Genomic DNA, 26,344 nt, shown 5'->3' on the forward strand with positions numbered 1-26,344 from the left:
TTCCCAGCCTGCCTGTCAACGATCTCCGGCCCCAGGGCCGGCGATCATCGATCCGGCACCTATCCTTGCGCAGGGATGAACGGCACGGATATCAGGGACAAATGGTTTCCACGCACCGGAACGGCACTGGCCGCGCCGTCAGATGGAATTGAGCGTCCAGGCGACGATGTCGGCGGTCACCTTCGCAAAGGCCGTGTCGAGGCCGGCGACGAAGGCCGTATTGCCGGGACCGGTCACCGGCGCCGTGGCGCGGAAGACCTGCTGGGCCCGCACGGTCCCGTTGCGGTCGTTGACGATCTTGGCGAAGATCTCCACCACTGCAGTCGCAGGACCGCTCGTGCTGACCTCGAAGGTGCGCAGCGTGGTCACGACCTGAAAGTCGATCGCCAGCCCCTCGCCCGGCTTGCCGACGCCGCCGAGCTTGCCGCTCGCCTCGAAGGCCTGCACGAGCTTCGACTGCACGATCTTCGGCAGCGTATCGCCCCATTGGGCCTTGCCCAGATACTGGATTTCGGAAGTCGTCGGCCGGACCACGACCTGGTCACTGCCGAGCGCCTTGAGCGCCGTCGGCTCCGTCACCAGGATCTGGCGGTTGCGCGCCGACGGCCCCTCGACGACGGGCACCGACGTCAGGGCGAACGTATCGTTCACCGCCTTGGTCCCGCATGCGGACAGGACCGCTGCCGTCACCAATGCGACGGCGACTTTCGTCGCCCATCCGTAACCCCGCAACGCCTTGTCTGAACTCGTCATGCTGTGCGAATCTCTCCGATGTGCAATCTGTAGCAGCGGCGCGCGGGGCTGTCACCGCTCCCGGACGGCACAAATCGCAAGGAAAGCCAATCGCTTCGAAGGTTGTGGAGTTGCCGCCACAGTCGCGCACCCGCGGAGCATCGAAAGGTCGCGCCGCTGGAACGAACCGGCGTTGCGGCAGACGCTTGCGGGCGGATTTCGCCCGGCGGGGTGCGACTGTCGCCGCGCGTTATCGCCGGGTCCGGCCGTCGTACTGCTTGACGGTCTCGCCACCGAAGATCAGCCGGCTCGGGTTCTTGTCGAAGTCGGTGATCGTGTTCTGCAGGCTCTGGACCGTCTGCCGCGTCTCGTTGACGAGCGCCTCGACGTTGCGCAGGCCGCCGCCGGAGAAGCGCTGCAGGTTGTCGGCGATCGGGCCGATCCTGGCATTGAGCGAATCCGCCGCCCGCTTGAACGATTCCAGCGTGGCCTTGGCCTCTGCGACGAGCGACTGCGTGTTGCCCTCGCCGAGGAAGCCGTCGAGCTTGGCCAGCACGCCGTCCACCCGCGTCGAGGCCGCGTTCAGCTTGCTCGCCATCTGGCGAACGTCGGTGATGGTCTGGTCGATGTCCTCCTGGCGCGCACCGAGCCTGTCGGCCACCTGCCGGATCGAGGAAATCGCCTCGCGGGCATCGGCGCTTGCCGCGTTGATGTCGTTGATCGTCAGTTGCACCTTCTGGGTATCGACGGCAGCCACCAGCTTGTCGACCTTGTCGAGCATGGTGGTCGCGTTGCGGCCGACGGTCTCGAAAGTGTCGGCCGTGCGCTTGAAGCTTTCGATCGTCCCCTTCACTTCCCCTGAGGCTGCGGCGAAGTCGGAGGTCACCTTGTCGACGTTCGAGACCACGCGGTCGATCTTCTTGGCGTCCACCGCCTTGATCAGCGAATCGATCGCCGCCATCGTCGTATCGAGCCGCCCGGACACACTGCTGAACGTATCGGACAGACCGCCGACGCTCTGCAGGAATTTGTCGATATTGTCCGAATTGCGCGTCAGCGCGTCGGAGAATTTCTCGGCATTGCGGATCGTGTTCGTCAGCGGACCACGGGCATCGGCGACGAAGCCCTGCACGTCGGAAATCGCGCTGTCGGCGCGCTTGAGGATCTTGTCGGCGGTGGCGAGCAGGTTGGTGACGCTCGACTGCTCGGCGATCAGCACCGCCGTGCCTTCGGATTCCAGCGCCATCTTGAGGATGTTCTGGTCTTCGGCCCGACCGCCGGACAGTTCGATATAGGCAGCTCCGGTGAGCCCCTGCACCTCTAGGACCGCCGAAGTCGATTGCTTGACCGGCGCCTCGGTCGACACTTCCGTCAAGGCGATCGAATAGCGCGGATCGTCGGAATCGATGGCGAGGCTGCGCACGGAGCCGACGGGAATGCCGTTGAAGCGGACCGGAGAGCCGACGCTGAGGCCGTTCGCCGAGCCGGGGATGCGGATGGCGAGCGGCGCCATCTCGCCGCTGCGGCCGTATTGCGACATCCAGTAGACGAAGCCGAACGCGGCTGCGATGACCAGCAGCGTGAAGAAGCCGACGATTGCGTAGTTGGCCTTTGTTTCCATGGTTCTCTCAGTCACCCGCATTCGTCGAAGGAGCGCCCCGCGCCGCCTCGACAATCTCCACGTCACACAGCCGGGAATCGGTGCCCGGTTCCGTCAATTCAACCGTACCCTGTCCCTTGCGTCCAGCCGCGCCGTCAGTTCCGGACGATGGACCGCGCGCGCTTGCCCTTGAAATAGGCCTGCACCCAGGGATCGTCAAAGGCCAGCATGTCCTCGATGGTGCCTTCCACCAGCACCCGCTTCTTGCCCAGGACCGCGATCCGGTCGCAGACGGAGAACAGGCTGTCCAGGTCGTGGGTCACCATATAGACGGTAAGCCCCAGGGTGTCTCGTAACTTGGCGATCAATTCGTCGAATTCGGCAGCCCCGATCGGGTCGAGGCCCGATGTCGGCTCGTCCAGGAACACGAGGTCGGGATCGAGCGCGAGCGCACGCGCGAGTGCCGCGCGCTTGATCATGCCGCCGGAAAGCTCGGAGGGAAACTTCTCTGCCGCCTCGGGCGCAAGGCCGACCAGCTCGATCTTGAGCCGGGCCAGGTCGTCCATCATCGCCTGCGGCAGGTCGAGGTATTCGCGCATCGGCACCTGGATGTTCTCCAGCACCGTCAGCGAGGAGAACAGCGCGCCCTGCTGGAACAGCACGCCGAGCCGCATGTCGAGCGCCAGGCGCTCGGTCTCGCTCGCCTGGTCGAAATCGGCGCCGAGGATGCGGATCGTCCCGCCCCGTCGCGGCAGAAGCCGCAGCACCGTGCGCATCAGCACCGACTTGCCGGCACCGGACGCGCCGACGAAGCCGAGGATCTCGCCGCGGTAGATGTCGAGGTTCAGCTTGTCGAGCACCAGGTGGTCGCCGAAGCCGACGGTCAGGTCCTTGACCGACAGGATGATCTCCCGATCCGTTGCGGCTTTCCCCTTGTCGGTGCCGGTGCCTGCCTCCGCTTCCCCGCTCTCGTCCACGCCTGCCCCGCCCATCAGAAATCGATCGCCGCATAGAACATGGCGAAGAGGCCGTCCATCAGGATCACCACGAAGATCGACTTCACCACGGAGGCCGTGACGTGCAGGCCGAGCGATTCGGCGCTGCCACCGACCTTCAACCCTTCCACCGAGGCGACGATACCGATCACCAGCGCCATGAAAGGTGCCTTGATCATGCCCGACACGATGGTCGAGATGTCGATCGCCTCGCGCAGCCGCGACAGGAACGTATCATAGGTGATGCCCGAATAGGCCTTGGCCACCACCGCGGCCCCGGCCAGCGCGGCGAAATTGGCAATGACGGTCAGAAGCGGCAGGGCGATGGTCAACGCCACCAGCCGCGGGAACACCAGCACGCCGACCGGTGACAATCCCATGACCTTCAGCGCATCGATTTCCTCGCGCATCTTCATCGAGCCGATCTCGGCCGTGATCGCGCTGCCCGAACGACCGGCGATCATGATCGCGGTCAGGAGCACGCCGATCTCGCGCAACTGCAGGATGCCGACGAGGTCGACGACGAACACCTCGGCACCGAAATAGCGCAACTGGAAGGCGCCCTGCTGGGCGATGATCGCGCCGATCAGGAACGACATGAGAACGATGATCGGCACCGCCCTGACGCCCATCCGGTCGATCTGGTTCACGATCGCCGCCGGCGAAACGCCGCTGCGCCGGCCAAGCTTCAACTGCGCGCCACGGACTGCCGAGCCGAGGATGAACATCGCCGCGACCAGATCACCCCAGACCTCCACGACGTTGCGGCCGATCGGCGTGAAGAAGCGGGTGAACAGGCTCGGGCGCGCGCTTTCCGGTTCCGGCTCCGAAATCTCGGCAGGCAGCGCATTGATCAGGTCGGAAAAACGCCCCTGCGGGTCGACGAGGTCGACCTGCGCGCCCTTCTCCTGCCGCTCGCCGATCGCCTGGCGGATAAGCCAGGCCCCGGCCGTATCCATGCCCTCGATCCCGCTGAGGTCGATCTGGAGGGGCTGGTTGGAATTGCCGGCGGAAAGCTCATCGAGCTTACGCTTGGCACCGACGGCCGTCTGCGCACGCCACGCGCCCGTAAGCCGCCAGACCGAACCACGCTGCGGATCGTCTGCGACCTCGATTTCTGCGGAGGGGATGGCCGAAGACTTCAATGCTCTTGCTTCTTCCCGGACGATGTAACCAATGATGCCGTAAACCGTTGATCGCGACTCATACCCGCTCGACCGTCATCTGTCACCGCCGGAAGCCGGAACACAACCACGCCGATCTCGAATTTGCCAGGAAACCGAAAGATATGCGCCGACAACTCGCCTCTTCCACCGAGCGTTTCCCGATCGCCGGCAGCTTCACGATTTCGCGCGGCTCCAAGACGGAAGCCGTCGTCGTCACCTGCAGGCTTACGGCGGGCGGTCACACAGGCCAGGGCGAATGCGTGCCCTACCCGCGCTACGGCGAATCGGTCGACAGCGTGCTGGCCGAAATCGAGGCTGCACGCCCGGCGATCGAAGCCGGTCTGGAGCATAAGGAGCTCGGCCGGGCCATGCGCGCCGGTGCCGCCCGCAACGCCGTCGATTGCGCGCTGTGGGACCTGGAGGCGAAGCTTGCGGGCGAACCGGCCTGGAAGCACGTCAACGACGCCGAACCGCAACCGCTGGTGACGGCCTACACGATTTCGCTCGGCGAGCCGGACGCGATGGCCGCCCAGGCGGCGCACCACGCCCATCGCGCGCTGCTGAAGGTGAAGGTCGGCACGGCGGACGACGCCTCGCGCATCCGCGCCGTCCGCGCCGCAGCACCGACGTCGCAGATCATTCTCGATGCCAACGAGGGCTGGACCGAGGAAACGCTTACCCGCCACCTCGCGATCTGCGTCGAGTGCGATGTCGCCCTCGTCGAGCAGCCGCTTCCGGCCGGCCGGGACGAGGCGCTGCGGCATGTCGAGCGCAAGGTGCTCGTCTGCGCCGACGAGAGCGTGCACCTGAGCGCCGATCTCGCAGCGCTTTGCGATCGCTACGACGCCATCAACATCAAGCTCGACAAGGCCGGCGGGATGACGGAGGCGCTCGCCATGCGCGACGAAGCCCGCCGCCTCGGCCTGAAGATCATGGTCGGATGCATGGTCGGCTCGTCGCTGGCGATGGCGCCGGCCGTCCTCCTCGCACAGGGCGCGGACTTCGTCGATCTCGACGGACCGCTGCTGCTCGCGCGCGACCGCGACCCCGCGCTGCGCTACGAAGGTTCGCTCGTGTTCCCGCCGAACGCCAGCCTCTGGGGCTGAAGCGCCCGCGCCAGCACCGTCAGCGACAGCCCGAGCGCCGCCACCACCGACATCGCATAGAAGCCGTCGATGCCGTACCAGGAAAACAGATAGCCGGACAGAAACGTGGTCAGCGCCATCAGGATGCCGTTGTAGAAGAAATAGAGCCCCTGCGTGGAAGCCTCCCTTTCCTCGGCGACCCGTTCGACGATGCGCCCCTGCACGCCGACATGGACGCTCGCATAGGTCAGCGCATGCAGGCACTGCAGCGCGACATATCCCGAGAACCCAAGAGCATGCGGGAAGACAATCCACCGGAAGACCGCGACCGAACTGCCGAAGACGATCAGGGTCCACAGGCTGAAGCGGCGCAGCAGTCGGGCGGAGAGAATGAAGAAGGCGATCTCGGCGGCTACCCCGACGCTGAAGAGCAGGCCGACCTCGGTTCCCGAATAGCCCTCCGCGCCCCACAGGATCGCGGCGAAGGCGAAGTACATGCCATGGCTGGCGTTGACCAGCGCCGCACCGATCATCATCAGTTGCACGTCCATCTGCCCGGCGGGAGCCGCTGGCGCCACCGCCAGCGCCGAGATGGGGGACGGCCGCCGGGGCTTGCCGATCCGCGGCGCGATGAAGGCGCACACGACCGTCGACACGAAGCCCACGGTCATCGCCGGCAGTACCATGGCCCCTCCGAAGATGCCGGAAAGCCACCCGCCGATCATGGTCGAGACGATAAAGGCGACCGAGCCCCAGAAGCGCATCTGGCTGTAGTCGAAGTTCCAGCGGCGGACGCCGCTGAGCGCGATCGCATCGGTGATCGGCAGGTAGGGCGCATAGACGATGCCCTGCAGCGTATAGAGGATCAGGACCGGCCAGAAGTGCTCGACGAACAGGAGCGCGATCGCCGTCGCGAGCGACATCATCCCCGACCAGACCAGCACGATCGCCCGGTCGCCGATCCGGTCCGCGATCATGCCGGCGATCGGTGCCGCGATCACGCGCACCACCAGCGGCACGGCCAGCACCACCCCGATCTCCCAGTCGCTCATCGACAGCGAGTTCAGCCAGACGGGGAAGAAGGGCAATGCGATGCCGTTAACGAGCATCGGGGCGCAGAAGACGATGGCGGTGCGCAGGACGAAGAGGCGCGGCGCAGCGCCGCTTGCGACCATGCCGTAAGGCGCATTCATATCCGAAAAAACCTGAACAGAGGGACACAGCACGCCTAGCACGGCGAGGCACGTACGCCAATCCGTCAATTCACGGACGTGTCACGCCGCCGGATCACGTTTTCATTGTCCCTGTTTCCGCGCCGTGAGGGCGGCTTTCAGGCCGCCTCCGGCACGCCCTGGCTGCGCGGAAGGATCGTGATCGGCGCGGGCACGGCGGGCGATCGCCAGGTCACCAGTTCCATCGTCCCGTCCCAGTGCTCCACCACCGCCGTGCAGCTTTCGACCCAGTCGCCGGTGTTGATGTAGCGGATGCCGTCGATGTCCTCGATGACGGCGTGATGGATGTGGCCGCAGATGACGCCGTCCGCACCATGTTTGCGGGCCTCGTCGGCCACCACCTTCTGGAAGGCGCCGATGAAATTGACCGCATGCTTGACCTGCAGTTTCGCCCAGGCGGAGAACGACCAGTAGGGCAACCCCAGCCGCCGCCGCACGGCTGCCAGCGCGATGTTGATCACGATCGCCGCGTCATAGGCCCAGTCGCCGAGATAGGCGAGCAGGCGGGCATTGCGCACCACCACGTCGAACTCGTCGCCATGCAGCACGAGATATTTCTTTCCGTCCGCCGCCTCGTGGACGATCTGCTGGGCGACCTCGATGCCGCCGAAATGCACGCCGGGAAAGTCGCGCAGGAACTCGTCGTGGTTGCCGGGGACGTAGATGATGCGCGTACCCTTGCGCGCCTTGCGCAGCAGCTTCTGCACCACGTCGTTGCAGCTCTGCGGCCAGTACCAGCTGCGCTTCAGCCGCCAGCCGTCGACGATGTCGCCGACGAGGATGATCGTCGCCGCCTCGTGATAGCGCAGGAAGTCGAGCAGGAAGTCGGCTTTTGCTGCCTTCGAGCCGAGATGCACGTCCGACAGGAACAGGGTCCGGACACGCCGGACGTTCGGTTCTGGGGCGTGGGCGTTCATGGTCGTCTACTCCCGCGATCGAGCTTCGGTGAAGGTGCCTTTCGCGCTAGCTCAAAACCAGACTCGTGTTTCAGGGGAATGACAGGGCCTGTTCACAACCACATCGCCGCCTTATGCGACCGGTCCGGCGCACCCCCGGCATTTGACGGTTGCATGCACCGGCAATTGGGGCTTTATGGCAACGGCAAACTTCGCGGCGCACCCATCCGTGCCGGAAGACCGAACATCGATTGGAATCGGGCAGGAAGAAAATGACGACTGGCGACAAACCGAAAGCGAAACCCACCCCGCCGAGCGGCGACATCGACCAGCAGGCCCTGTTCTTCCACCGTTACCCCCGCCCCGGCAAGCTGGAGATCCAGCCGACCAAGCCGCTGGGCAACCAGCGCGATCTCGCGCTCGCCTATTCGCCGGGCGTCGCCGCCCCCTGCCTCGCCATCCGCGACAACCCCGAGACCGCAGCCGACTACACGGCCCGCGCCAACCTCGTCGCGGTCATCTCCAACGGCACCGCCGTCCTCGGCCTCGGCAACATCGGCCCGCTCGCCTCCAAGCCCGTCATGGAAGGCAAGGCGGTGCTGTTCAAGAAATTCGCCGGCATCGACGTGTTCGACATCGAGATCGATGCGGCAAGCGTGGGCGAGATGGTCAACGTCGTCTCCGCACTGGAGCCGACCTTCGGCGGCATCAACCTCGAGGACATCAAGGCGCCGGAGTGCTTCGAGGTCGAGCGCCAGTTGCGCGAGAAGATGGACATCCCCGTCTTCCACGACGACCAGCACGGCACCGCCATCATCGTCGCCGCCGCCATCCTCAACGGCCTGGAACTTGCCGGCAAGGACATCGCCAAGGCCAAGATCGTCGCCTCCGGCGCCGGTGCGGCAGCCCTTGCCTGCCTCAACCTGCTGGTAACGCTCGGCGCAAAGCCCGAGAACATCTGGGTGCACGACCTCGAGGGCCTGGTCTACAAGGGCCGCGAGGTGCTGATGGACCAGTGGAAGTCCGTCTATGCGCAGGACACCGACAAGCGGACGCTGGCCGAGACGATCGACGATGCAGACGTCTTCCTCGGCCTGTCCGCCGCCGGCGTGCTCAAGCCGGAGCTCCTGGCCCGCATGGCCGAGAAGCCGTTGATCATGGCACTCGCCAACCCGAACCCCGAGATCATGCCGGAAGAGGCGCGCGCCGCCCGCCCCGATGCGATGATCTGCACCGGCCGATCCGACTTCCCCAACCAGGTCAACAACGTCCTCTGCTTCCCCTACATCTTCCGCGGCGCGCTCGATTGCGGCGCCCGGACGATCAACGAGGAGATGAAGATGGCGGCGGTGCGCGCGATCGCAGCACTCGCCCGCGAGGAAGTCTCCGACGTCGCCGCCCGCGCCTACTCCGGCGAGACCCCGGTGTTCGGTCCGAACTACCTGATCCCTTCGCCCTTCGACCAACGGCTGATCCTGCGCATCGCCCCGGCCGTCGCCCGCGCGGCCGCCGAAAGCGGCGTCGCAAACCGGCCGATCACGGATTTCGACGCCTATCTCGACCAGCTCAACCGCTTCGTATGGCGCTCCGGCTTCATCATGAAGCCGATCTTCGTCGCCGCCAAGAACGCCGAGAAGAAGCGCGTCGTCTTCGCCGAGGGCGAGGACGAGCGCGTGCTGCGCGCCGCCCAGGTGCTGCTCGAGGAAGGTACCGCCAAGCCGATCCTGATCGGCCGCCCGCAGATCATCGAGACCCGCCTGAAGCGCTACGGCCTGCGCATCCGCCCCGGCGCCGACTTCGAGGTGATCAACCCCGAGGACGACCCGCGCTACCGCGACTATGTCGACGACTACTTCAAGTTGGTGGGTCGCCAGGGCGTGATCCCGGAAGCCGCGCGCACGATCGTGCGTACCAACCAGACCGTGATCGGCGCGCTTGCGCTGCGTCGCGGCGAGGCCGATGCACTGATCTGCGGCGTCGAGGGCCGCTACGCGAGGCACATGCGCGATGTCCGCCAGATCATCGGCCTGCGCGAGGGCGTCACAGATTTCTCCGCGCTCAGCCTGCTGATCTCCCAGCGCGGCGCGACCTTCTTCACCGACACCTATGTCAGCTTCGACCCGACGGCCGAGGAAGTGGCGCAGATGACGGTGATGGCGGCCAAGGAAATCCGCCGTTTCGGCATCACCCCGCGCGCGGCCCTGGTCTCGCATTCCAACTTCGGCTCGCGCGATTCCGTCAGCGCCTTCAAGATGCGCGAGGCGATGGCGATCGTACGCGAGAGGGCGCCCGAGCTCGAAGCAGACGGCGAAATGCACGGCGATTCGGCGATCTCCGAGGCGCTGCGCCAGCGCGTCATGCCGGGCAGCACGCTCACCGGAGAGGCCAACCTGCTGGTCTTCCCCAACCTCGACGCCGCCAACATCACCCTCGGCGTCCTGAAGACCATGACCGACGGCCTGCATGTCGGCCCGATCCTGCTCGGCGCCGCCATGCCCGCCCACATCCTGTCGCCGTCCGTGACCTCACGCGGCGTCGTCAACATGGCGGCGCTGGCCGTGGTCGAGGCGTCCTACCCGGCCTGAACGCCGCATCTGGCATTCACGAAAAGGCGCGTCACAGGCAGGCGCGCCTTTTGTCTTTTTGACCACCACGGACGTCCATGCTCAAGAAGCGACCTGCGGCGCGGGCACCTCGGCCACGCCCGAAGCCCTGGCACGGGCCGGCTCGTTCTGCTCCCACCAGTCGGAGATGGCGTCGATCAACGGCACCAGCGCCAGTCCCGCCGGCGTCAGGTCGTACTCGACGCGCAGCGGATAGCCCTCGAACGCCGTGCGCTGCACGATCCCCGCGGTTTCCAGTTTGCGCAGTTCCAGCGTCAGCATGCGGTGCGAGACCGTCGGATTGTCGCGACGCAGGTCCGCAAAGCGCTTTGTGCCATCCTTCAGGTAGTAGATCAAAAGCGTCGGCCAACGGCCGCTCAGGACCTGCATGACCTCCTCGATCGGGCAGCGCGAGACGAGATCCTTCATGGCGTTCTCCGGCGTGGTGACAAAAAAGTGCGTAATTTACATGGGGTACGGCAGGAGTTAGGTCCAGTGTCGCTGCGCAGCATGATCGACAGAAATCATGGAGAACGACATTGGAACCGATCCTCGTTTACGGCTTCCCCGCGGGAAGCTCGATGGGCCTCGTCGCAGCGCTGGAATGGCTCGGCAAGCCCTACCGCCTCTGCCGCGTCGACATGCTGGGCGAGATGCGCGAGCCCGCCTATGCCCGCATCAACGCACGCCACGAAACCCCTGCGCTGGTGACCGACGACGGCAGCGTGCTGACCGAGACGATGGCGATCGCGCACTGGTTCGCCGCCCGCGACAGCGATCGCCACATCAGCTTCGAACCGCGCTCCGCGGAAGCCGATCGCATGCTGCAACTGATGGCCTTCCTCAACACCGGCTTCACCGGCGCCTTCACGCCCCTCTGGGCGGCCCTTGAAATGGCGGAGCCGGACCCGCCGATGCAGGCTGTCCTGCGCCGCTTCGGCCGCGAGATGGTGATCGAGCGGCATGACAAGCTGGAAGCGATGATCGGGGAGACACCCTATCTGGTGGGAGACCATCCGACCCTTGCGGATGGCGTGCTGGTCGGGGTCGCACGCTGGCTCGAATTTCACGAGGTCGCTTCGTCTGATCGCTGGCCGAAGCTCGCCGCCCTCCGCCGCAGGCTGGATGCCGACCCCGCCGTGCGCTATGCGATCGCGATCGAAAGCGGCGAGGTACTCGCGGGAACAGGCGCCTGCCGCGGCCATGTTCCCCTGCCGGAAGTGATCGAACGCTTCGGGCGCTGAAAGACCGGAGGCCGGGGTCGCTCCCGGCCTCGACGCTCTACTTCTGCCTGTCAGCCCCCGGCTGCTTCAGCCGCTTCGACCACTCGCCGGCCTTGCCAAGGCCGGCCTTGACCCATGGGGAGCCCTTGAGGCCGAGCTTGCCGCGCAGGCCCATGGCGCCGATGATCAGGCGGTTCATCTGTGACTTGATGACAGGCAGAGAGGCGATGTGCAGGCCGGTAAACGGCAGGAACGGGTTGCGGCGCAGCGAACCGTAGATCTCGATGCGCGTCGTCTGCTTGTAGCTCGGGCACCGGGCGTGGAAGCCGTGGGTATCGGCGACGATCAGCGTGTTGGCCTTCACCACCATCTTCACTGGCTGGCCATAGCCGAGCGCGGTCAGTTCGTGCGGCATGATGCGCAGCGAGCCGCGGGCGGAATACTTGTTCTCGATCGTATCGGCGCTTTCGCTGATGCGCTGCTCCCAGGCCAGCCGCTGCGGCGTGATCTTGTGCGAGCCGGGCACGTAGGAGAACGGCCCGTCCTCCTCGCCGACGTCCTTCAGGAACAGCCACGCCTTCGCCGTCGGCTGGAACGTATCGCTGTGGAGCGCTGTCTGCGGATCGGACGAGACGGCCTTGGACGGCGGCGAGGCCAGCGCCATCACCACCTGCACCACCAGCAGCGGCTGGCCGTCGCTGGAGGAGACGTAGCGCAGGAGATTGGTCATGCGCGGATCGTTGCGCGCCGCCTTGAAGCCCGGAAGGCGCTCCACGTCGCTGTCGTCGATCAGCGCGCGGCGCGTGACCGTCGCACCCTGCAGCATGTCGTAACGGTCGAAGTCGCTGTTCTCCAGCTCAGACGTCACCTGCGCGAACACCTCCGGCGGCAGGAAGTTCTCGATCTTCACGAAGCCGTTCTCGTCGTATTCGCGTCGTTGCTCGGCCGTCACCAGGCGCGCGAGCGACTTGCGCCGCCAGTCGGCCATGTCCATGGCGAGCGACACCCGCTTGGCATGGAGGCCCATCTTGTTCAGGGTCTTGCTGCCTAGGATCGGATTGTCCGCGAAGGACTTGGCGCCGGACGCCAGCTGGAGCGCATAGAACGGGCTGAGCAGAACGGAGGAAAGGCGCATGCGATGACCTATGGTGCGTTCGACGGAATGGCGGCGCCGGAAGGCGGGCAACATGACCGCCAGGGGCCGCCGCAGCCAGCAATTTGCTACACCATGGGCACGGCGATGGCAATTCGCCGCACAAAACATGAAGACAAAATTCAACTATTATTGACGTTAATCACTTTTCGACGAGCGCATTGCTCATTCGCCCCCCAAAGCTATGATCGGGACAGGCGAGTTGCCCGGTGGGGATGCCCGAGCCTGCGGCGGAATTTCCGGTTTCCGCCCCGCCGCCGGAACCGAAAGGCCGATTCGGCGTTACCCGAGCCGCCCTCGCCTGCCGGAGCCGAGCCGCGAGGGGTAACGCGACAGGAGCTGATGACGTGCCGTGGGGATTGGGAAGAGTGGTGGTGCTGGCTGTCGCGACGGCCCTGACAATCGCCTTGCCGCACGCGCCGACTTCTGCCCAGACGACCGAACTCTGCGGCGATCTCCAGTCTCAGCTTGCAAACCTCCCGCTCGCGGTTGACAGCGGCGAGCAGGCGCGCAGCTATTCCAGCGCGATCGCCAGACAGAACATGGAGCTGCGCCGAGCGAGAGGCGACCTTCGCCGTCTCGGCTGCAGCACGGGCAGCGTCAAGGTCTTCGGCGGCCAGAACGCCGGCGCCTGCGCCTCCATCACCTCCACCATCGATCAGATGGACCGCAACCTCCAGGTCCTCGTGAAAAAGCGCAACGAGATGTCTTTCGCCGGCGGCGACCCGGCCGAGCGCGGCCGCATTCTGGCCAAGCTGTCCGAAAACGGCTGCGGGGAGGCCATCGCGATCGAGGCGTCCACGGAGGCCGAGATGACCCTGGAGGGCGGCGATCTTCCCGAGGCCGACGATCCGCTGGCGGCGATGCCGACGACGTTCAGCAACATGGGCGCGGCATCGCAGGACGGTCCCTTGCAAACGCTGTGCGTGCGCACCTGCGACGGCGGCTTCTTCCCGATATCGTCCGCCGCCACCCCACTCGACTTCCGCCGCGACCAGCGGACCTGTTCGACGATGTGCCCGCAGACGGAGACGGAACTCTTCTACCAGCCGATCCAGTCGCTCGACAGCGGCAACATGATCTCGACGCTGACCGGCCGGCCCTATTCCGCCCTGCCGAATGCCTACGCCTACCAGAGCCGCGACCGCACGGCCGACAAGGCCTGCGGCTGCGACCTTGCGGGCTACTACCGGAAGATGACGGGCACCGGCGGCGGCAGTGCGCCCGACGCAGCAAAAGGCGCGACGCCGGGCACGACCCGGCAGAATGTCGGTTCGGTCACGACGATCCGGATGCATCCCGTCGCCAGCGCCTCGGCATCCGAGAAGGTCGTCAACGAGCGGCCCTACGACCCCGAGAAGGACAAGGTGCGGATGGTCGGGCCGAGCTTCCTGCCCGACGACCAGCCGGCGCTGGACCTGCGCAATCCCGCCGGAGCGAACTGAACCGGCGATATATTGCAGGCGTCAGCGCCGCTGCCCCCACCGGTCGGCGAAAACCAGGTCCTCGAGCGGCAGCCGCTGACGCCAGCCCTTCACGGCCAGTTCAGGCTCCTCGTAGAGCGCATCGACGAAACCGAGGCACAGCCAGGCGACGATCTCGATCCGCTCGGGAATGCCGAGAAGCGCGCGGACATCGGCATCGTGGAAGATGCTGACCCAGCCGACGCCGACGCCTTCCGCCCGCGCCGCCAGCCACAGGTTCTGCACCGCGCAGACGGTCGAATAGACGTCCATGCGCGGATTGTGCGTGCGCCCCAGCACGACGCTGCCGGCCCGGTCCAGATCGCAGGTGACGCAGAGGCTGACGGGCGCCTTGAGAATCCCCTCGAGCTTCAGTGTGCGGTAGCGTTCCTGCCGCTCGCCGGAAAAGAGTGCGGCGGCCTCCTCGTTGGCGCGCTGGAACGCCCGGTGCGCGCCTGCAAGCACCTGCGGATCGCGAATGACGATGAAGCTCCAGGGCTGCATGAAGCCGACGGACGGTGCGCTGTGGGCAGCCCCCAGCAGGCGCTCCAGCAGATCGTCCGGCAGGGGATCGGCGAGGAACTGGTCGCGCACGTCGCGACGCGTCTCGATGGCGCGGTAGACGGCCGCCCGTTCGGCCGGCGTAAAGGGTTGGACGGCAACAGGCTCGTCCCGTTTGGAAGGTCGCATCGTCAACTCCCCAACAATGCTCACGACCCCTCCGCCGTCCGCGCGGGCAGGTCCATCTCGCCAGGCCGGTCTTCTGACTCCGGATCGTCCGGCCGGGCCCGCCTTCCCGGTCCTTCGACCAGTGGCGATATGGCGAGGGGCTTTCCCCCGCGGCCTTGCCGTCCCCGTCACAGCGTTGGGCACGTTCCGGCTTCGAGGCCCGGACGTCGTCCGCAACCCCACCGGATTCCCGATTCTCCCCGGCTCGTTCGCGGGGGCACCTGGCAGCTTCATTTGCACATGCCGCAGGCCACGGCGCAAGGGGCGCGAGCGACAGGCCGATGGCGTTTGCCGGATATCCCCCGAAGGCGCTCGTTCAGGCCGCCTCGATGTCCGAAGCAGCGTCGGACCCGCCAGGCACGCCGTAGTGGGCGCAATTGCGGCCCGCGTGCTTGGCTGCATAGAGGGCCGCGTCGGCGGCCAGCATGATCGCATGCGGCGTCCGGCCGTGCTCGGGAAAGGCGCCGATGCCGGCGCTGCCGCCGAGCTGGAGCAACTGCCCCTGGAAGGGCACGGGAACCTGCGCGTCGCGCACGAACGCCTCGGCAAGCGGAAGGGTGACGTCCCGGTCGGCGATCCCCGGCAGCAGGACGGCGAACTCGTCGCCGCCGAGACGCGCGACGACGCCGCGGTCGCCGAGCCGGGCCATGAACCGCGAGGCCATGACCCGCAACACCTCGTCGCCGGCCGCGTGGCCGTGCCGGTCGTTGACCGCCTTGAACCGGTCGAGGTCGATGGCGATGATCGAGAACGTCCTCTGCCCCTTGCTGGAAAGATCGGTGACCGCAAGGTCGAACCCGGAACGGCTGAGCACGCCCGTCAGCGCGTCATGGCGAGCCAGATGGGCGTTCTTCGCCTCGCTGCGCTCGAGCGCGCGCACGAGCGAGGAGAACTTGAGGGCACCAAACCCCATGACGACGACGAAGATGGCGATCAGGGCCGCGATGTGCGGCACCGCCATGGTCCAGACGAACGATCCCGGGCGGTTGGGATGCCACGACGCCACCATCGGGTTGTAGGCATCGCCCCCCACACCGGTCGTCAGCAGGTTGGCGTCGTCGGTCGTGATCGGCGAGAAGCCGAGGCCGGTGAGCCCCAGGCGCCGCTCCGAATCCGCCAGCATGGAGGCCGTGATCGGCTTCACTGTGATCATCAGTACCGGGCTCCTGCGATCGTCGGGGATGAACAGCCGCCGCGGCACCACCGCCTGCACCACGACGATGCTCATGACCTGCTCGATCACGCGCATGCCCGTCGCGCTGATCTGCGGCACGCCGCCATGAACCGCGTTGGCGTTCGACATCGACTTCGCCACGATCCAGCCATCGCGGGTGCGCCGCAGGGCGGCGTAGTAGTTCTCCGTGGCCCGTTTCACAAGGTCGCTCATCCAGTAGCGCACGCCGTCGGCCTCCTCGCCCGGCACGACGATCCCGTTGTGCATGGCAAGGACCGTCTCTCCGGACGGCCGTGCGAAGACGAGCCAGGAAAAGCCGGACTCGCGCCACAGCCAGTCCCTCAGGTCGCGCCGGACAAAATCTTCGCCGAGCCGCCCGTTTGCGAGTTCGTCGAAGCTCTTGTCCCAGACCGACAGGCCGCTCTGGTAGAGCACCACCTGTTCGATCTGGTTGCGGAACTCGCTCTTGACCAGCGTCTTTTCGGTCTCGGCGACGAAGTCGTTCGCCTGGCGGATGGAGTAGTCGAGGACCAGGAAATTGGCGCTGGCGAACAAGAGGACGATCACCGCCGATGCGATGACGATCCCCAGCCTGACGCCCCCCCGGCGCGTGGCCGGAACGCCGGCCCCTGCATTCGCCATGTCGATCCCCATTGACAGGCTAGCGGCCGTTCGCCGCGTTGTTCTTGGCAGGGACGTTACCGCGCAAGCAGGAACATTCACTTAACCGGACTGGTATCCAAACAATTAACCCGTGAGAATCTGGGGGGTGACTACCAGGGCGCCACGGCTAGGGAGCGTAGCGGACGAAGGCGAACTGCGATCCGTCGGGCGACCAGTTGGGGACGTTCATCGTCCCCTGCCCGCCGAAAAGCTCGAACAGCACACGGTCGTTGCGTCCATCCGCATCCATCATCCGCAGCCGGACATGCCGGTCGCGCGGATGGTCGAAGACATCGCCGTCGTAGGACAGCACCAGCAGCGCGCGGCCGTCCGGCGTCGGATGGGCGAACCAGTCACCGAAGGGGCTGTCGGTGATCCGGGTGAGTTCCGTCCCGTCCGGCCGGATCCGCCAGATCTGCATGCGCCCGGTGCGGCTCGAATTGAAGTAGATCCAGCCGTCGCAGGACCAGTCCGGACCGTCGTTGCGGCCCTCGCCGAACGTCAGCCTCGTCTCCTCGCCGCTATCGACGGAGATCGTGTAGATGTCGAAGACGTCGTCGCGGATGCCGCAGTAGCAGACCCTGGCCCCGTCCGGCGACCAGCCGTGCCAGTAGGAGGACTGCCTGGGCGTCACCAGCCGCGGCGTGCCGCCGTCCGCGGGCAGGATGTAGATCGCCGCCCTGCCGAACTCGACCTTGTCGGTGACGGCAAGCCATCGACCGTCCGGCGAAAGCCCGTGGTCGTTGTTGCACTGGACGGCAAACCCCGTATCGATGCGCGAAGGCGGGCCGCCGTCGAGCGGCAGGCGATAGACGAGCCCGTCGCCGTTGATGATCAGCGACCGGCCGTCGCGCGAGAAGTTCGGCGCCTCCACGAGCTGTTCGGTCTGCCAGACCACGCGGGCCTGTCCGCTCGCAACGTCGTAGATCTCGACGGAACTGCGCATCCGGCCTCCTATCGGTCGCGGAAACGGTTGGTGATCGGGTAACGCCGGTCGCGGCCGAAGTTCTTCTTCGTGATCTTCACGCCCGGCGCCGATTGCCGGCGCTTGTATTCGGCGATGTAAAGCAGATGCTCGACGCGATGCACGGTCGCTTCGTCATGGCCGCGCGCGACGATCTCCTCCGTCCCCATTTCGTTTTCGACCAGGCATTCGAGGATGTCGTCCAGCACCGGATAGGGCGGCAGCGAATCCTGGTCGGTCTGGTTCGGCCGCAGTTCGGCGGAAGGCGCCTTGTCGATGATATTCTGCGGGATCACCTCGCCCGAAGGCCCGAGCGCGCCCGGCGGCACGGTCGTGTTCCGCCAGCGCGAGAGCGCATAGACCTGCATCTTGTAGAGGTCCTTGATCGGGTTGAAGCCGCCGTTCATGTCGCCGTAGAGGGTGGCGTAGCCGACCGACATTTCCGACTTGTTGCCGGTCGTGACCACCATCGAGCCGAACTTGTTGGAGATCGCCATCAGGATCGTGCCGCGCGCGCGGCTCTGGAGGTTCTCCTCGGTAATGCCGGCCTCGGTGCCCTCGAACATGTCGGAGAGCGCATCCATGAAGCCCGTCACCGGCGCCTCGATCGCCACGATGTCATAGCGGCAGCCGAGCGCCCTGGCGCAGGCGGCGGCATCCTTCAGCGACTCCTCGGAGGTATAACGGTAGGGCAGCATCACGCAGCGCACCCGCTCCTCGCCGAGCGCATCGACGGCGATCGCGGCACAGATCGCCGAATCGATGCCGCCAGAAAGGCCGAGAACCACGTTCTTGAACCCGTTCTTGTTGACGTAGTCGCGAAAGCCCAACACGCAGGCGCGGTAGTCCGCCTCTTCGCGCTCCGGGATCTTCGACATCGGCCCGCCGTCGCAGCGCCAGTCCCCGTCCTCGTCCTTCTTCCAGGTAACGAGCGCGATCGTCTCCTCGAACTGGCTCATCTGGAAGGCCAGCGTCTTGTCGGCATTGAGCCCAAAGCTCGCGCCGTCGAAGACCAGTTCGTCCTGGCCCCCGACCTGGTTGGCGAAGACGAGCGGCAGATCGGTCTCGATCACCTGCTTCAGCGCGACCTGGTGGCGCACATCGACCTTGCCGCGATAGTAGGGCGAGCCGTTCGGCACGAGCAGGATTTCCGCCCCGCTCTCGGCCAGCGTCTCGCAGACGCCGAGGTCGTTCCAGATCTCCTCGCAGATGGGAATGCCGAGCCGCACGCCGCGGAAATTGACCGGACCGGGCATGGCGCCCTCGGCGAACACGCGCTTCTCGTCGAACTCGCCATAATTCGGCAGGTCGAGCTTGTCGCGATAGACGAGGATCCGCCCGCCGTCGAGGACGGCCACGGAATTGTGTCGCCCCGCCTCGCCCTGCCGGGGAAAGCCGACGACGACGCCAGGACCGCCATCGGCGGTATCCTCGGCAAGCGTCTCTACCGCCAACTGGCACGCCTTCAGGAAGGCCGGCTTCAGCACCAGGTCCTCCGGCGGATAGCCGGAAATGAAGAGCTCCGTCAGAAGCAGGAGGTCTGCGCCCTGCGCGGCGGCATCCGCACGGGCCGCGCGCGCCTTGGCGAGGTTGCCGGCAACATCGCCCACCGTCGGGTTGAGCTGTGCGACCGCAATTCGAAGCGTGGTCCTGTCGCTTTGTCCGTTCATGTCGATCCTCGATCCGCATCGTCCGAAGTTCATTCGGGCAAGGCTGTTCTTTAGATGATGACGGGCGGTTTGAAAATGAAGGGATTTTCGAATTGCCGTCCGCAGACGGCGACCGCGTCCAAAGGGACCTCGAGGCGTGCCCGCCCGGGCGTCAATCCCGGCTCAAAGAGCATTCATCCCCTGTTCAAGATAACAACGATATGACAATTGAGCGAAAGTTTTATGACATTTCGGAGTAGCGCGTGAGAACCTCAGCCCCGGCCGTTTCGGTGACAGCAGTGCAAGAGACGGTCGTCGCCGAGGTCGCGGACGCGCGCCGCCTTGCGATCGCAGCATCCGCAATCCGCTCGCTTGCGTTGACGTTCGTCTTCGCCTTCGTCACCGTCGCCGTCGTCGAACTGATCACGCGCCAGTCCACCGGCGCCACGTACACCTTCCTCACCACCCTTGCACAGCCGGGCTGGACCACCTGCGGCCTGTTCTTCCTGGCGCTTCTGGCGCTCGACGGCCTGATCGGCCGCCAGCACAAGGCGATCCTGATCCTCGGCCCGCTCGCCATCCTGCTGGCGCTGACATCCGAGCAGAAGCAGATCTTTCTGACCGACCCGCTCTATCCGACGGACCTGCTGTTCGGCCGCCAGATCATGGAGCTGATGCCGGCGCTGGTCCGCGATCGCCCCTGGACCGCCGTCGGGATCGTGGTCGGTTCTATCGCCGCCGCAGGCGCCCTGATCTCCCTATGGGTCTTCGCCTGGAAGCGCTTTCGACAGTTGACCCTGACGCAGCGCGCGCTCAGGCTGGCCATCACCGTTCCGTTGCTGGCAGGCTTCGGCTCCATCCTCGACTACAACCAGTTCTCCGAGGTTCGCGACCGCCTGCAGGTCTTCCCGATCATGTGGGACCAGACCGAGAACTACCGCCACAACGGCTTCATGCTCGCCTTCGCCATCAACGTGCCGATGGCGAACGTGAAGGCGCCCGCCGGCTATTCCGCCGATGCGATCGACCACATCAACCAGGAGCCGCTGCCGGCCGGCACCAGCCACCGCGGCAAGCCGGACGTCATCGTGGTGATGAGCGAATCCCTGTGGGATCCGACCCGGCTCTCCAACGTCAAGCTCAGCCCCGATCCGATGCCGGTCATCCGCAAGAGCGAATCGGGTGCGATCTTCTCGCCGGAATTCGGCGGCCTGACGGCAAATGTCGAGTTCGAGGCGCTGACCGGCTTTTCGAACGCCTTCCTGCCGACCGGCAGCATTCCCTACCAGCAGTATGTGCGCGACCCGATCCCCTCGCTTGCGACCTTCTTCCGCGGCGAGGGCTACACCGCCCGCGCGATCCACCCCTTTGCGGGCTGGTTCTGGAACCGCACCTCCGTCTACAAGTCCTTCGGTTTCGAGACCTTCAAGACCGAAGAGACGATGCCGCCCATGACCAAGCGCGGGATTTTCGCATCCGACGAGGCCCTGACCAAGGAGATCATCCGCCAGGCCGATGCGCAGCAGGATCCGTTCTTCTTCTTCACGGTCACCCTGCAGGGCCACGGCCCCTACGAGGCCAATCGTTACGCGAAGAACACGATCAAGGTCGAAGGCGGCCTTCCCTATGCCGACCGCCAGGTGCTGTCGACCTATGCGCAGGGCGTCAAGGAGGCCGACGACAGCCTGAAGACGCTGATGGACTGGGCGAAGAACCGCGACCGCGAGACGATCATCGTCGTCTTCGGCGACCACCTCCCGCCGCTCAACACGGTCTACACCTCCGCAGGCTACATGAACGACGTCACGGCCGCGCGCCGCGGCCCGGTCGAGCAGATGAAGCGCGAGCACGAGACGCCGCTCATCGTCTGGTCGAACAAGACCGGCGTCAGGGAAGAGATCGGCACGATCAGCCCTGCCCTCCTGCCCTATCACATCCTCAAGGAAGCCGGTTACGAGCATCCCTACTACACCGGCTTCCTCGGCCGGGTTCAGGAGCGCTACGACATCATCGACCGCTACCAGTTGATCCGCAACGACGGCAACGCCATGACCGACTGGTCGCGCAAGAAGTCCATCGATCCGCTGGTCCGCGACTACCGCTTCCTGCAGCACGACATCATGTTCGGCAAGCGCCGCGGCCTGGACCGCTTCTTCCCCGCCCACGCCGGCGTCGTCGGCGCCGCAAGCTGACCGGCACCGGCACCGGCGCGGCCGCCGGGCCGGCATGCCTTCTGGACCGGCTTACCCTTTTGCAGGGACCGACCGAACAGCGAAACCTCATCCGGGAATCGGAAAGGGCGGCCTGAGCCGCCCTTTCATCTTCAGTTCTCAGGCCGTTCAGTTGGCGGCCACCAGGCCGACGATCAGGCCGGTGGCGGCGCTGATCAGCAGAAACTGGTTGTCGACCCGTACCCACTGCTCGCCACGGCGTGGCGCATGCAGATGGTGGCGGCGGTAGTCGCGGGCGTTGATGATCTGCCGCCTTTCGGCGCGCGTCAGCTTGTTGCCCTTCGACCAGCGGTGCTTGTGGACGACTGTCCGTTTCTCGATGACCACCTTCTTGTTCACCACCCGCTTGTCGACATGGTGCTGCTGGACCGGATACCGGTTGTCACGGGCCTCTGCCACGGAGAAGGAAGTGGCGAGAATCGAGGTCGCGATCAGGGCTGCAAAGAGCTTTTTCATGGGTGTCTCCTTTTGTCTGGACACCCTCTTGATACGGCTCGACCGATGAACGGAAACTGAAAATAAGATTAAACTTATGTAATGTAATCAGCACATTATGGACAACATATAGAGTAACGCACAAACTAGATACCTACTCATCGACCACGCCGCCCCTATAGGCAAAACGCTCGAAATCGGCGACCTGTGCGCGGCCGGAGGTATCGAAGGCGAACATACCGGCAAAGGCGCCGGTAAAGGACCCGTGTTCGCCGCGCCCGCCCTCGTCCGACACCACGCCCGCATCCAGCACCGGGCCGATCTCGTTCCAGCGGTCGCCGGCGGCCTGCCGCCAGAAGAACTGCAGGTCGTTTCCGCGCACGCGCATCGAAAGCGCGACGGGGGCCTCGCCGACGGGGACGCCGCCGGCGACCGGAAACACCAGCCGCCCGTTCGCATGGTCGCCCGGGCAGGACAGGATGGTCAGGACCCGTCCCAGCTTTTCGTGCAGCGTCAGCCCGAGCGCGTGAAACTTGTGGCGGTTGTAGTAGTGCACCAGGCCCGCGACCTGCTGGTAGCTGTCCGGATGAAATTCCAGCAGCGTCTCGGTGGAAAAGTCGTGGTGCTCCTGCCGCCGGGCCACGAGGGCCTGCTCGAACCAACTGCCGATGCTCTCGCGGCCGAACAGTCGCAGGTAGCCGGGACGCTCGGAAAGCGAGAACAGCCGGTCCGGCTTCGGTGTGCGCAGCCACTGGAAATCGTCCGGCAGCGCCGCTTCGTCGAAGCGATAGGCGACCTCGGACGCGCTCTCGGCGGCCGGCGCCCCGAACGGTCCGGCCACGTCGAGCCGCGGCACCGGCCCGCCACCTTCGAGGTAGAGCCAGTCGTCGTCGCGCCAGACGCATTTCTGGATCGCTGTCTCCCGCCCCAGCGTGCAGCGCCGCTTCGGCGGCAACGGACGTCCGGCGAGGTGCGTGTGATAGGCCTGCCCGTCCGGTGTCTCGATATACTGGCCGTGTCCCGCCCGCTGCAGCTCCGCCTCCGGATGGTCCTTCGAGGTGATCAGGTGCACGTCCGGGTGCATCTCGTAGGGACCGTCGATGGTCCGCGAACGGGCCATGGTCACGGCGTGATCGTAGCCGGTGCCGCCCTCGGCCGTCGTCAGGTAGTACCATCCGTTGCGCCTGAACAGATGCGGGCCCTCGACGAGCCCGAGCGGGCTTCCGGCGAAGATGTTCTTCACCGGCCCGACAAGCCGCCTTTCCGTCGGATCCCACTCCTGCAGCAGGATGCCGTCGAAGGCGGGCGACTTCGGCATGCCGCCGTAGCTCTCCGTGCGATGGTTCCACTGCATGTTGAGGAACCACTTGCGCCCGTCATCGTCATGGAACAGCGACGGATCGAAGCCCGAGGAGTTCACATGCACGGGATCGGACCACTCCGCCGCGATGGACGGCGCCGTGACGATGTAGTTGTGCGCGTCCTTGAAGTTTCCGTCGAACCGCTTGACGTCGGTGTAGACCAGCCAGAACTGCCCGTCGGCATAGGAAAGGCAGGGCGCCCAGACGCCGCAGCTGTCCGGATTGCCGCGCATGTCGAGCTGGCTCGCCCGCTCCAGCGGCCGGCGCACCAGCCGCCAGTTCACCAGGTCTCGGGAATGGTGGATCTGCACGCCCGGATACCACTCGAAGGTGGAGGTGGCGATGTAATAGGCCTCGCCGACGCGGCAGATCGACGGATCCGGATTGAAGCCCGGCAGGATCGGATTGCGGATCACGTGTTTGGCTCCTCCAGCATCATTGTCATTCGGTCTTGCACGCCACCCCCCTCTGCCCTGCCGGGCATCTCCCCCTCGAGGGGGGAGATCAGCAGGATGCTTTGCTCCCTGCCCCGAATTGCTGCCGGGTGCTGAAGATGCGACGATGATCGGGGTTTGGGCAGCGCCCCATCCAATCTCCCCCTTGAGGGGGAGATGTCCGGCAGGACAGAGGGGGTCTCCCCAGAGGAGTAACCGCCCCTCTGCCCCATCCGTCACGCCAATTCGGCCGAGCGCGTCCACAGGTTGATGTCCGCCTCGCGGGCGTGGGTGTCGATCTCGTTCAGCTCCTCGGCGGTGAAGTCGGGCCTGTCCAGCGCCCTGACGCAATCGACGATCTGCGCGGCGCGGCTGGCCCCGATCAGCGCCGAGGTGATCCGGCCGCCGCGCAGCACCCAGGCGATCGCCATCTGCGCCAGCGTCTGGCCGCGGCGCTCAGCGATCGCGTTCAGTTTGCGGATGTTGTCGATCGTCTCCGGCCGGATGAAATCCTTCTTCAGGAAATGGTTCTGCGCCGCACGGCTGTCGCCGGGGATGCCGGAAAGATACTTCGTCGTCAGCATGCCCTGCGCCAGCGGCGAGAACACGATCGAGCCGATGCCGAGATCGTCGAGCGTATCCACCAGTCCGTCCGTCTCGATCCAGCGGTTGAGCATCGAATAGCTCGGCTGGTGGATCAGGCAGGGCGTGCCGAGCGCCTTCAGGATCGCCGCCGCCTCGCGCGTGCGCTGCGAATTGTAGGACGAGAGGCCGACATAGAGCGCACGTCCCGAGCGGACAATATGGTCGAGCGCGGCGCAGGTCTCTTCCAGCGGCGTCTCGGGATCGAAGCGGTGCGAATAGAAGATGTCGACATAGTCGAGCCCCATCCGCTTCAGGCTCTGGTCGCAGGAGGCGATCAGGTACTTGCGGCTTCCCCACTCGCCATAAGGACCCGGCCACATGTCGTAGCCGGCCTTGGACGAGATGATCAGTTCGTCGCGATAGCCCGCGAAGTCGGTGCGCAGAATCTCGCCGAAGGCGGTTTCCGCCGAGCCGGGCGGGGGGCCGTAGTTGTTGGCGAGGTCGAAATGGGTGATGCCGAGGTCGAAGGCGGTGCGGCACATCTCGACCTTGCGCTCGTGCGGCGTGTCGCCGCCGAAATTGTGCCACAGGCCGAGCGAGACGGCCGGCAGCTTCAAGCCGGAGCGTCCGACGCGGTTGAATTTCATGGTCTCGTAGCGGTTTTCCGCAGGCTGCCAGCTCATGGCTGTACTCCATTTAATGTCTAGGGCGGGAATGGATACTCCCGCCCGTGTCGTTCCGGCAAGGGGCGCGGACGCCCGAGGTGAGCGGGCCGCCTATTCCGCCGCCGCTTCGACGGCCGGTGCGGCGACGTCGTCGCGAAGGAGCGCACGCGCCTCCTCGATGCCGAGCGCTTCCGGCTGGGTGCAGGTGGTGACGATGTCGATCGCCCGTCCCTCCTCCGCAGACCGCAGGATCGCCGTCAGCACGTCGATCGTATGGAGCGAGCGGTCGAGCGAGCAGCGATAGTCGCGCCCGCTCGTCACCGCCACCATCATGTCGGAAAGCCCGATGCCGCGGTAGTTGGCCTGCACGCCCCAGTCGAAGGCGTAGTTCTTCGCCGTCAGCGGATGGTCCCACACCTCGACCGGCTTCGGCTCGCGATCCTTGCCCGCGACCTCGACCGTTCCGCCGAAGAAGTTCGGGTCCGGCACGAAGATCGCACCCTCGGTGCCATAGAGCTCCATGTTCTGGTGGCGGTGCGCCCATACGTCCCAGCTGGTCATCAGCGAGATCTGCGCACCGCTTTCGAACTCGAGCACCGCATGGATGTTCGTCGCAACGATCACCGGCACCTTCTCGCCGGCGCGCGGTCCGTTGCCGATCGTGCGCTCCTCATGCGCCTTGTTGGCGAGCGCGACCACGCGTTTGACCGGCCCGACGAGGTTGACGAGGTTATTGACGTAGTAGGGGCCCATGTCGAGGATCGGCCCGCCGCCCGGCGCGAAGAAGAAGTCCGGGTTCGGGTGCCAGCTCTCCATGCCCGGGCCGAGCACATGCGCCGTGCCCGACATGATCTTGCCGACGCTGCCGCTGTCGATCAGGTGGCGGGCGAACTGATGGGAGCCGCCGAGATAGGTATCCGGCGCAGACCCCACCTTCAGCCCCTTGGCATCGGCGATACCGCGTAGCGCCTCGCCCTGTTCCAGCGTCAGCACGAAGGGCTTTTCGGAATAGACGTGCTTGCCCGCCTCCAGCGCACGCCGGGAGACGGGATAGTGGGCTTCCGGCACCGTCAGGTTGACGACGACATCGACGGCGGGGTTCGACAGGAGATCGTCGATCTCCTGTGCGGCGACGCCAAACTCCTCCGACCGGGCCTTCGAGGCCGCCGGATTGATGTCGGCGCAGGCGACGAGCTTCAGGTTCCTGTAGAGCGGGATCAGCTTGAAATAGGCGCCGGAGATATTCCCGCAGCCGATGATGCCGACGCCGTATTGCTTGGTCCCGTATTCCCTGGTCATGGTGTCC

Annotated in this window: 21 protein-coding genes and 1 riboswitch; of the genes, 5 read left to right on the plus strand and 16 right to left on the minus strand. The window is 65.8% G+C overall.

The window, feature by feature from the left end; all coding sequences use genetic code 11:
* Positions 1 to 138: 138 nt before the first annotated feature.
* The 4 genes from GGQ64_RS01340 to GGQ64_RS01355 all read right to left on the minus strand — a co-directional run bounded on the left by GGQ64_RS01340 (position 139) and on the right by GGQ64_RS01355 (position 4,457).
* Positions 139 to 753: an ABC-type transport auxiliary lipoprotein family protein gene (locus GGQ64_RS01340; protein WP_183798078.1), complete on the minus strand. Its 615-nt coding sequence runs from the start codon at positions 751 to 753 to the stop codon at positions 139 to 141.
* Between the two features lie 229 nt (positions 754 to 982).
* On the minus strand, positions 983 to 2,353 hold the full coding sequence (locus GGQ64_RS01345) for an MlaD family protein (protein ID WP_183798080.1): 1,371 nt from the start codon (positions 2,351 to 2,353) through the stop codon (positions 983 to 985).
* 134 nt (positions 2,354 to 2,487) lie between these two features.
* Positions 2,488 to 3,324, minus strand: coding sequence for an ABC transporter ATP-binding protein (locus GGQ64_RS01350; protein WP_183798082.1), 837 nt, complete (start codon positions 3,322 to 3,324; stop codon positions 2,488 to 2,490).
* Complete coding sequence (locus GGQ64_RS01355) at positions 3,324 to 4,457, minus strand: ABC transporter permease (protein WP_343059400.1); 1,134 nt, start codon at positions 4,455 to 4,457, stop codon at positions 3,324 to 3,326. The genes GGQ64_RS01350 and GGQ64_RS01355 overlap by 1 nt, the downstream gene beginning before the upstream one ends.
* 158 nt (positions 4,458 to 4,615) lie before the next feature.
* On the opposite strand from GGQ64_RS01355, the gene dgcA reads away from it, so the two are divergent.
* Positions 4,616 to 5,599, plus strand: coding sequence for an N-acetyl-D-Glu racemase DgcA (gene dgcA, locus GGQ64_RS01360; protein WP_183798086.1), 984 nt, complete (start codon positions 4,616 to 4,618; stop codon positions 5,597 to 5,599).
* Here dgcA and GGQ64_RS01365 read toward each other — a convergent pair.
* Together GGQ64_RS01365 and GGQ64_RS01370 are read right to left on the minus strand one after the other, a co-directional pair.
* Positions 5,551 to 6,771: an MFS transporter gene (locus GGQ64_RS01365; RefSeq protein WP_183798088.1), complete on the minus strand. Its 1,221-nt coding sequence runs from the start codon at positions 6,769 to 6,771 to the stop codon at positions 5,551 to 5,553. The genes dgcA and GGQ64_RS01365 overlap by 49 nt on opposite strands.
* Positions 6,772 to 6,908: 137 nt before the next feature.
* A complete protein-coding gene (locus tag GGQ64_RS01370) occupies positions 6,909 to 7,727 on the minus strand; it encodes a UDP-2,3-diacylglucosamine diphosphatase (protein WP_183798090.1) in 819 nt (272 codons plus the stop codon).
* 251 nt (positions 7,728 to 7,978) lie between these two features.
* On the opposite strand from GGQ64_RS01370, the gene GGQ64_RS01375 reads away from it, so the two are divergent.
* Complete coding sequence (locus GGQ64_RS01375; protein ID WP_183798092.1) at positions 7,979 to 10,291, plus strand: NADP-dependent malic enzyme; 2,313 nt, start codon at positions 7,979 to 7,981, stop codon at positions 10,289 to 10,291.
* 81 nt (positions 10,292 to 10,372) lie between these two features.
* On the opposite strand, the gene GGQ64_RS01380 is transcribed toward GGQ64_RS01375, so the two are convergent.
* Complete coding sequence (locus GGQ64_RS01380) at positions 10,373 to 10,738, minus strand: winged helix-turn-helix transcriptional regulator (protein WP_183798094.1); 366 nt, start codon at positions 10,736 to 10,738, stop codon at positions 10,373 to 10,375.
* A gap of 110 nt (positions 10,739 to 10,848) precedes the next feature.
* On the opposite strand from GGQ64_RS01380, the gene GGQ64_RS01385 reads away from it, so the two are divergent.
* Positions 10,849 to 11,553, plus strand: a complete 705-nt coding sequence (locus GGQ64_RS01385; RefSeq protein WP_183798096.1) for a glutathione S-transferase family protein — start codon at positions 10,849 to 10,851, stop codon at positions 11,551 to 11,553.
* Between the two features lie 37 nt (positions 11,554 to 11,590).
* On the opposite strand, the gene GGQ64_RS01390 is transcribed toward GGQ64_RS01385, so the two are convergent.
* The gene (locus GGQ64_RS01390) at positions 11,591 to 12,667 is read right to left on the minus strand and encodes a phytanoyl-CoA dioxygenase family protein (RefSeq protein WP_183798098.1); all 1,077 of its coding nucleotides are present in this window, start codon (positions 12,665 to 12,667) and stop codon (positions 11,591 to 11,593) included.
* A 365-nt stretch (positions 12,668 to 13,032) separates the two neighbouring features.
* On the opposite strand from GGQ64_RS01390, the gene GGQ64_RS28160 reads away from it, so the two are divergent.
* Positions 13,033 to 14,130 (plus strand): DUF2865 domain-containing protein, encoded by a 1,098-nt coding sequence (locus GGQ64_RS28160; RefSeq protein WP_183798101.1) that lies wholly within the window; start codon positions 13,033 to 13,035, stop codon positions 14,128 to 14,130.
* A 21-nt stretch (positions 14,131 to 14,151) separates the two neighbouring features.
* Here GGQ64_RS28160 and bluB read toward each other — a convergent pair whose 3' ends face one another.
* The 4 genes from bluB to GGQ64_RS01415 all read right to left on the minus strand — a co-directional run bounded on the left by bluB (position 14,152) and on the right by GGQ64_RS01415 (position 19,348).
* Positions 14,152 to 14,838, minus strand: a complete 687-nt coding sequence (bluB, locus tag GGQ64_RS01400) for a 5,6-dimethylbenzimidazole synthase (RefSeq protein WP_183798103.1) — start codon at positions 14,836 to 14,838, stop codon at positions 14,152 to 14,154.
* 46 nt (positions 14,839 to 14,884) lie between these two features.
* A riboswitch (cobalamin riboswitch) is annotated at positions 14,885 to 15,117 on the minus strand.
* Positions 15,118 to 15,193: 76 nt separating this feature from the next.
* Entirely contained in the window at positions 15,194 to 16,693 is a 1,500-nt protein-coding gene (locus GGQ64_RS01405) for a diguanylate cyclase domain-containing protein (protein WP_183798105.1), read from the minus strand.
* 148 nt (positions 16,694 to 16,841) lie between these two features.
* Positions 16,842 to 17,660, minus strand: coding sequence for a TolB family protein (locus GGQ64_RS01410; RefSeq protein WP_183798107.1), 819 nt, complete (start codon positions 17,658 to 17,660; stop codon positions 16,842 to 16,844).
* A gap of 8 nt (positions 17,661 to 17,668) precedes the next feature.
* Positions 17,669 to 19,348 (minus strand): NAD+ synthase, encoded by a 1,680-nt coding sequence (locus tag GGQ64_RS01415; RefSeq protein WP_183798109.1) that lies wholly within the window; start codon positions 19,346 to 19,348, stop codon positions 17,669 to 17,671.
* A gap of 278 nt (positions 19,349 to 19,626) precedes the next feature.
* Here GGQ64_RS01415 and GGQ64_RS01420 point away from each other — a divergent pair, with 278 nt between their 5' ends.
* Positions 19,627 to 21,519, plus strand: coding sequence for an LTA synthase family protein (locus GGQ64_RS01420; RefSeq protein ID WP_425488481.1), 1,893 nt, complete (start codon positions 19,627 to 19,629; stop codon positions 21,517 to 21,519).
* A gap of 147 nt (positions 21,520 to 21,666) precedes the next feature.
* Here the strand turns inward: GGQ64_RS01420 and GGQ64_RS01425 are convergent, their stop codons facing one another.
* From GGQ64_RS01425 to GGQ64_RS01440, 4 genes are all read right to left on the minus strand, one after another.
* Positions 21,667 to 22,014, minus strand: coding sequence for an RcnB family protein (locus GGQ64_RS01425; protein WP_183798113.1), 348 nt, complete (start codon positions 22,012 to 22,014; stop codon positions 21,667 to 21,669).
* Between the two features lie 133 nt (positions 22,015 to 22,147).
* Positions 22,148 to 23,770 (minus strand): family 43 glycosylhydrolase, encoded by a 1,623-nt coding sequence (locus GGQ64_RS01430; protein ID WP_183798116.1) that lies wholly within the window; start codon positions 23,768 to 23,770, stop codon positions 22,148 to 22,150.
* A gap of 254 nt (positions 23,771 to 24,024) precedes the next feature.
* Positions 24,025 to 25,056, minus strand: a complete 1,032-nt coding sequence (gene mgrA / locus GGQ64_RS01435; RefSeq protein WP_183798118.1) for an L-glyceraldehyde 3-phosphate reductase — start codon at positions 25,054 to 25,056, stop codon at positions 24,025 to 24,027.
* 93 nt (positions 25,057 to 25,149) lie between these two features.
* A complete protein-coding gene (locus GGQ64_RS01440; RefSeq protein ID WP_183798120.1) occupies positions 25,150 to 26,337 on the minus strand; it encodes a Gfo/Idh/MocA family protein in 1,188 nt (395 codons plus the stop codon).
* Positions 26,338 to 26,344 lie beyond the last annotated feature (7 nt).

Origin of the sequence: Mycoplana azooxidifex, assembly GCF_014196765.1 — a bacterium.
In the GTDB taxonomy this organism is placed as follows: Bacteria; Pseudomonadota; Alphaproteobacteria; order Rhizobiales; family Rhizobiaceae; genus Mycoplana; species Mycoplana azooxidifex.

Coding starts and splice junctions, on each gene's coding strand:
- GGQ64_RS01425 (WP_183798113.1), bottom strand. CDS start 22,014: ATGAAAAAGCTCTTTGCAGCCCTGATCGCGACCTCGATTCTCGCCACT.
- GGQ64_RS01405 (WP_183798105.1), bottom strand. CDS start 16,693: ATGGCGAATGCAGGGGCCGGCGTTCCGGCCACGCGCCGGGGGGGCGTC.
- mgrA (WP_183798118.1), bottom strand. CDS start 25,056: ATGAGCTGGCAGCCTGCGGAAAACCGCTACGAGACCATGAAATTCAAC.
- GGQ64_RS01375 (WP_183798092.1), top strand. CDS start 7,979: ATGACGACTGGCGACAAACCGAAAGCGAAACCCACCCCGCCGAGCGGC.
- GGQ64_RS01345 (WP_183798080.1), bottom strand. CDS start 2,353: ATGGAAACAAAGGCCAACTACGCAATCGTCGGCTTCTTCACGCTGCTG.
- GGQ64_RS01350 (WP_183798082.1), bottom strand. CDS start 3,324: ATGGGCGGGGCAGGCGTGGACGAGAGCGGGGAAGCGGAGGCAGGCACC.
- bluB (WP_183798103.1), bottom strand. CDS start 14,838: ATGCGACCTTCCAAACGGGACGAGCCTGTTGCCGTCCAACCCTTTACG.
- GGQ64_RS01380 (WP_183798094.1), bottom strand. CDS start 10,738: ATGAAGGATCTCGTCTCGCGCTGCCCGATCGAGGAGGTCATGCAGGTC.
- GGQ64_RS01415 (WP_183798109.1), bottom strand. CDS start 19,348: ATGAACGGACAAAGCGACAGGACCACGCTTCGAATTGCGGTCGCACAG.
- GGQ64_RS01410 (WP_183798107.1), bottom strand. CDS start 17,660: ATGCGCAGTTCCGTCGAGATCTACGACGTTGCGAGCGGACAGGCCCGC.
- GGQ64_RS01340 (WP_183798078.1), bottom strand. CDS start 753: ATGACGAGTTCAGACAAGGCGTTGCGGGGTTACGGATGGGCGACGAAA.
- dgcA (WP_183798086.1), top strand. CDS start 4,616: ATGCGCCGACAACTCGCCTCTTCCACCGAGCGTTTCCCGATCGCCGGC.
- GGQ64_RS01370 (WP_183798090.1), bottom strand. CDS start 7,727: ATGAACGCCCACGCCCCAGAACCGAACGTCCGGCGTGTCCGGACCCTG.
- GGQ64_RS01440 (WP_183798120.1), bottom strand. CDS start 26,337: ATGACCAGGGAATACGGGACCAAGCAATACGGCGTCGGCATCATCGGC.
- GGQ64_RS01365 (WP_183798088.1), bottom strand. CDS start 6,771: ATGAATGCGCCTTACGGCATGGTCGCAAGCGGCGCTGCGCCGCGCCTC.
- GGQ64_RS01390 (WP_183798098.1), bottom strand. CDS start 12,667: ATGCGCCTTTCCTCCGTTCTGCTCAGCCCGTTCTATGCGCTCCAGCTG.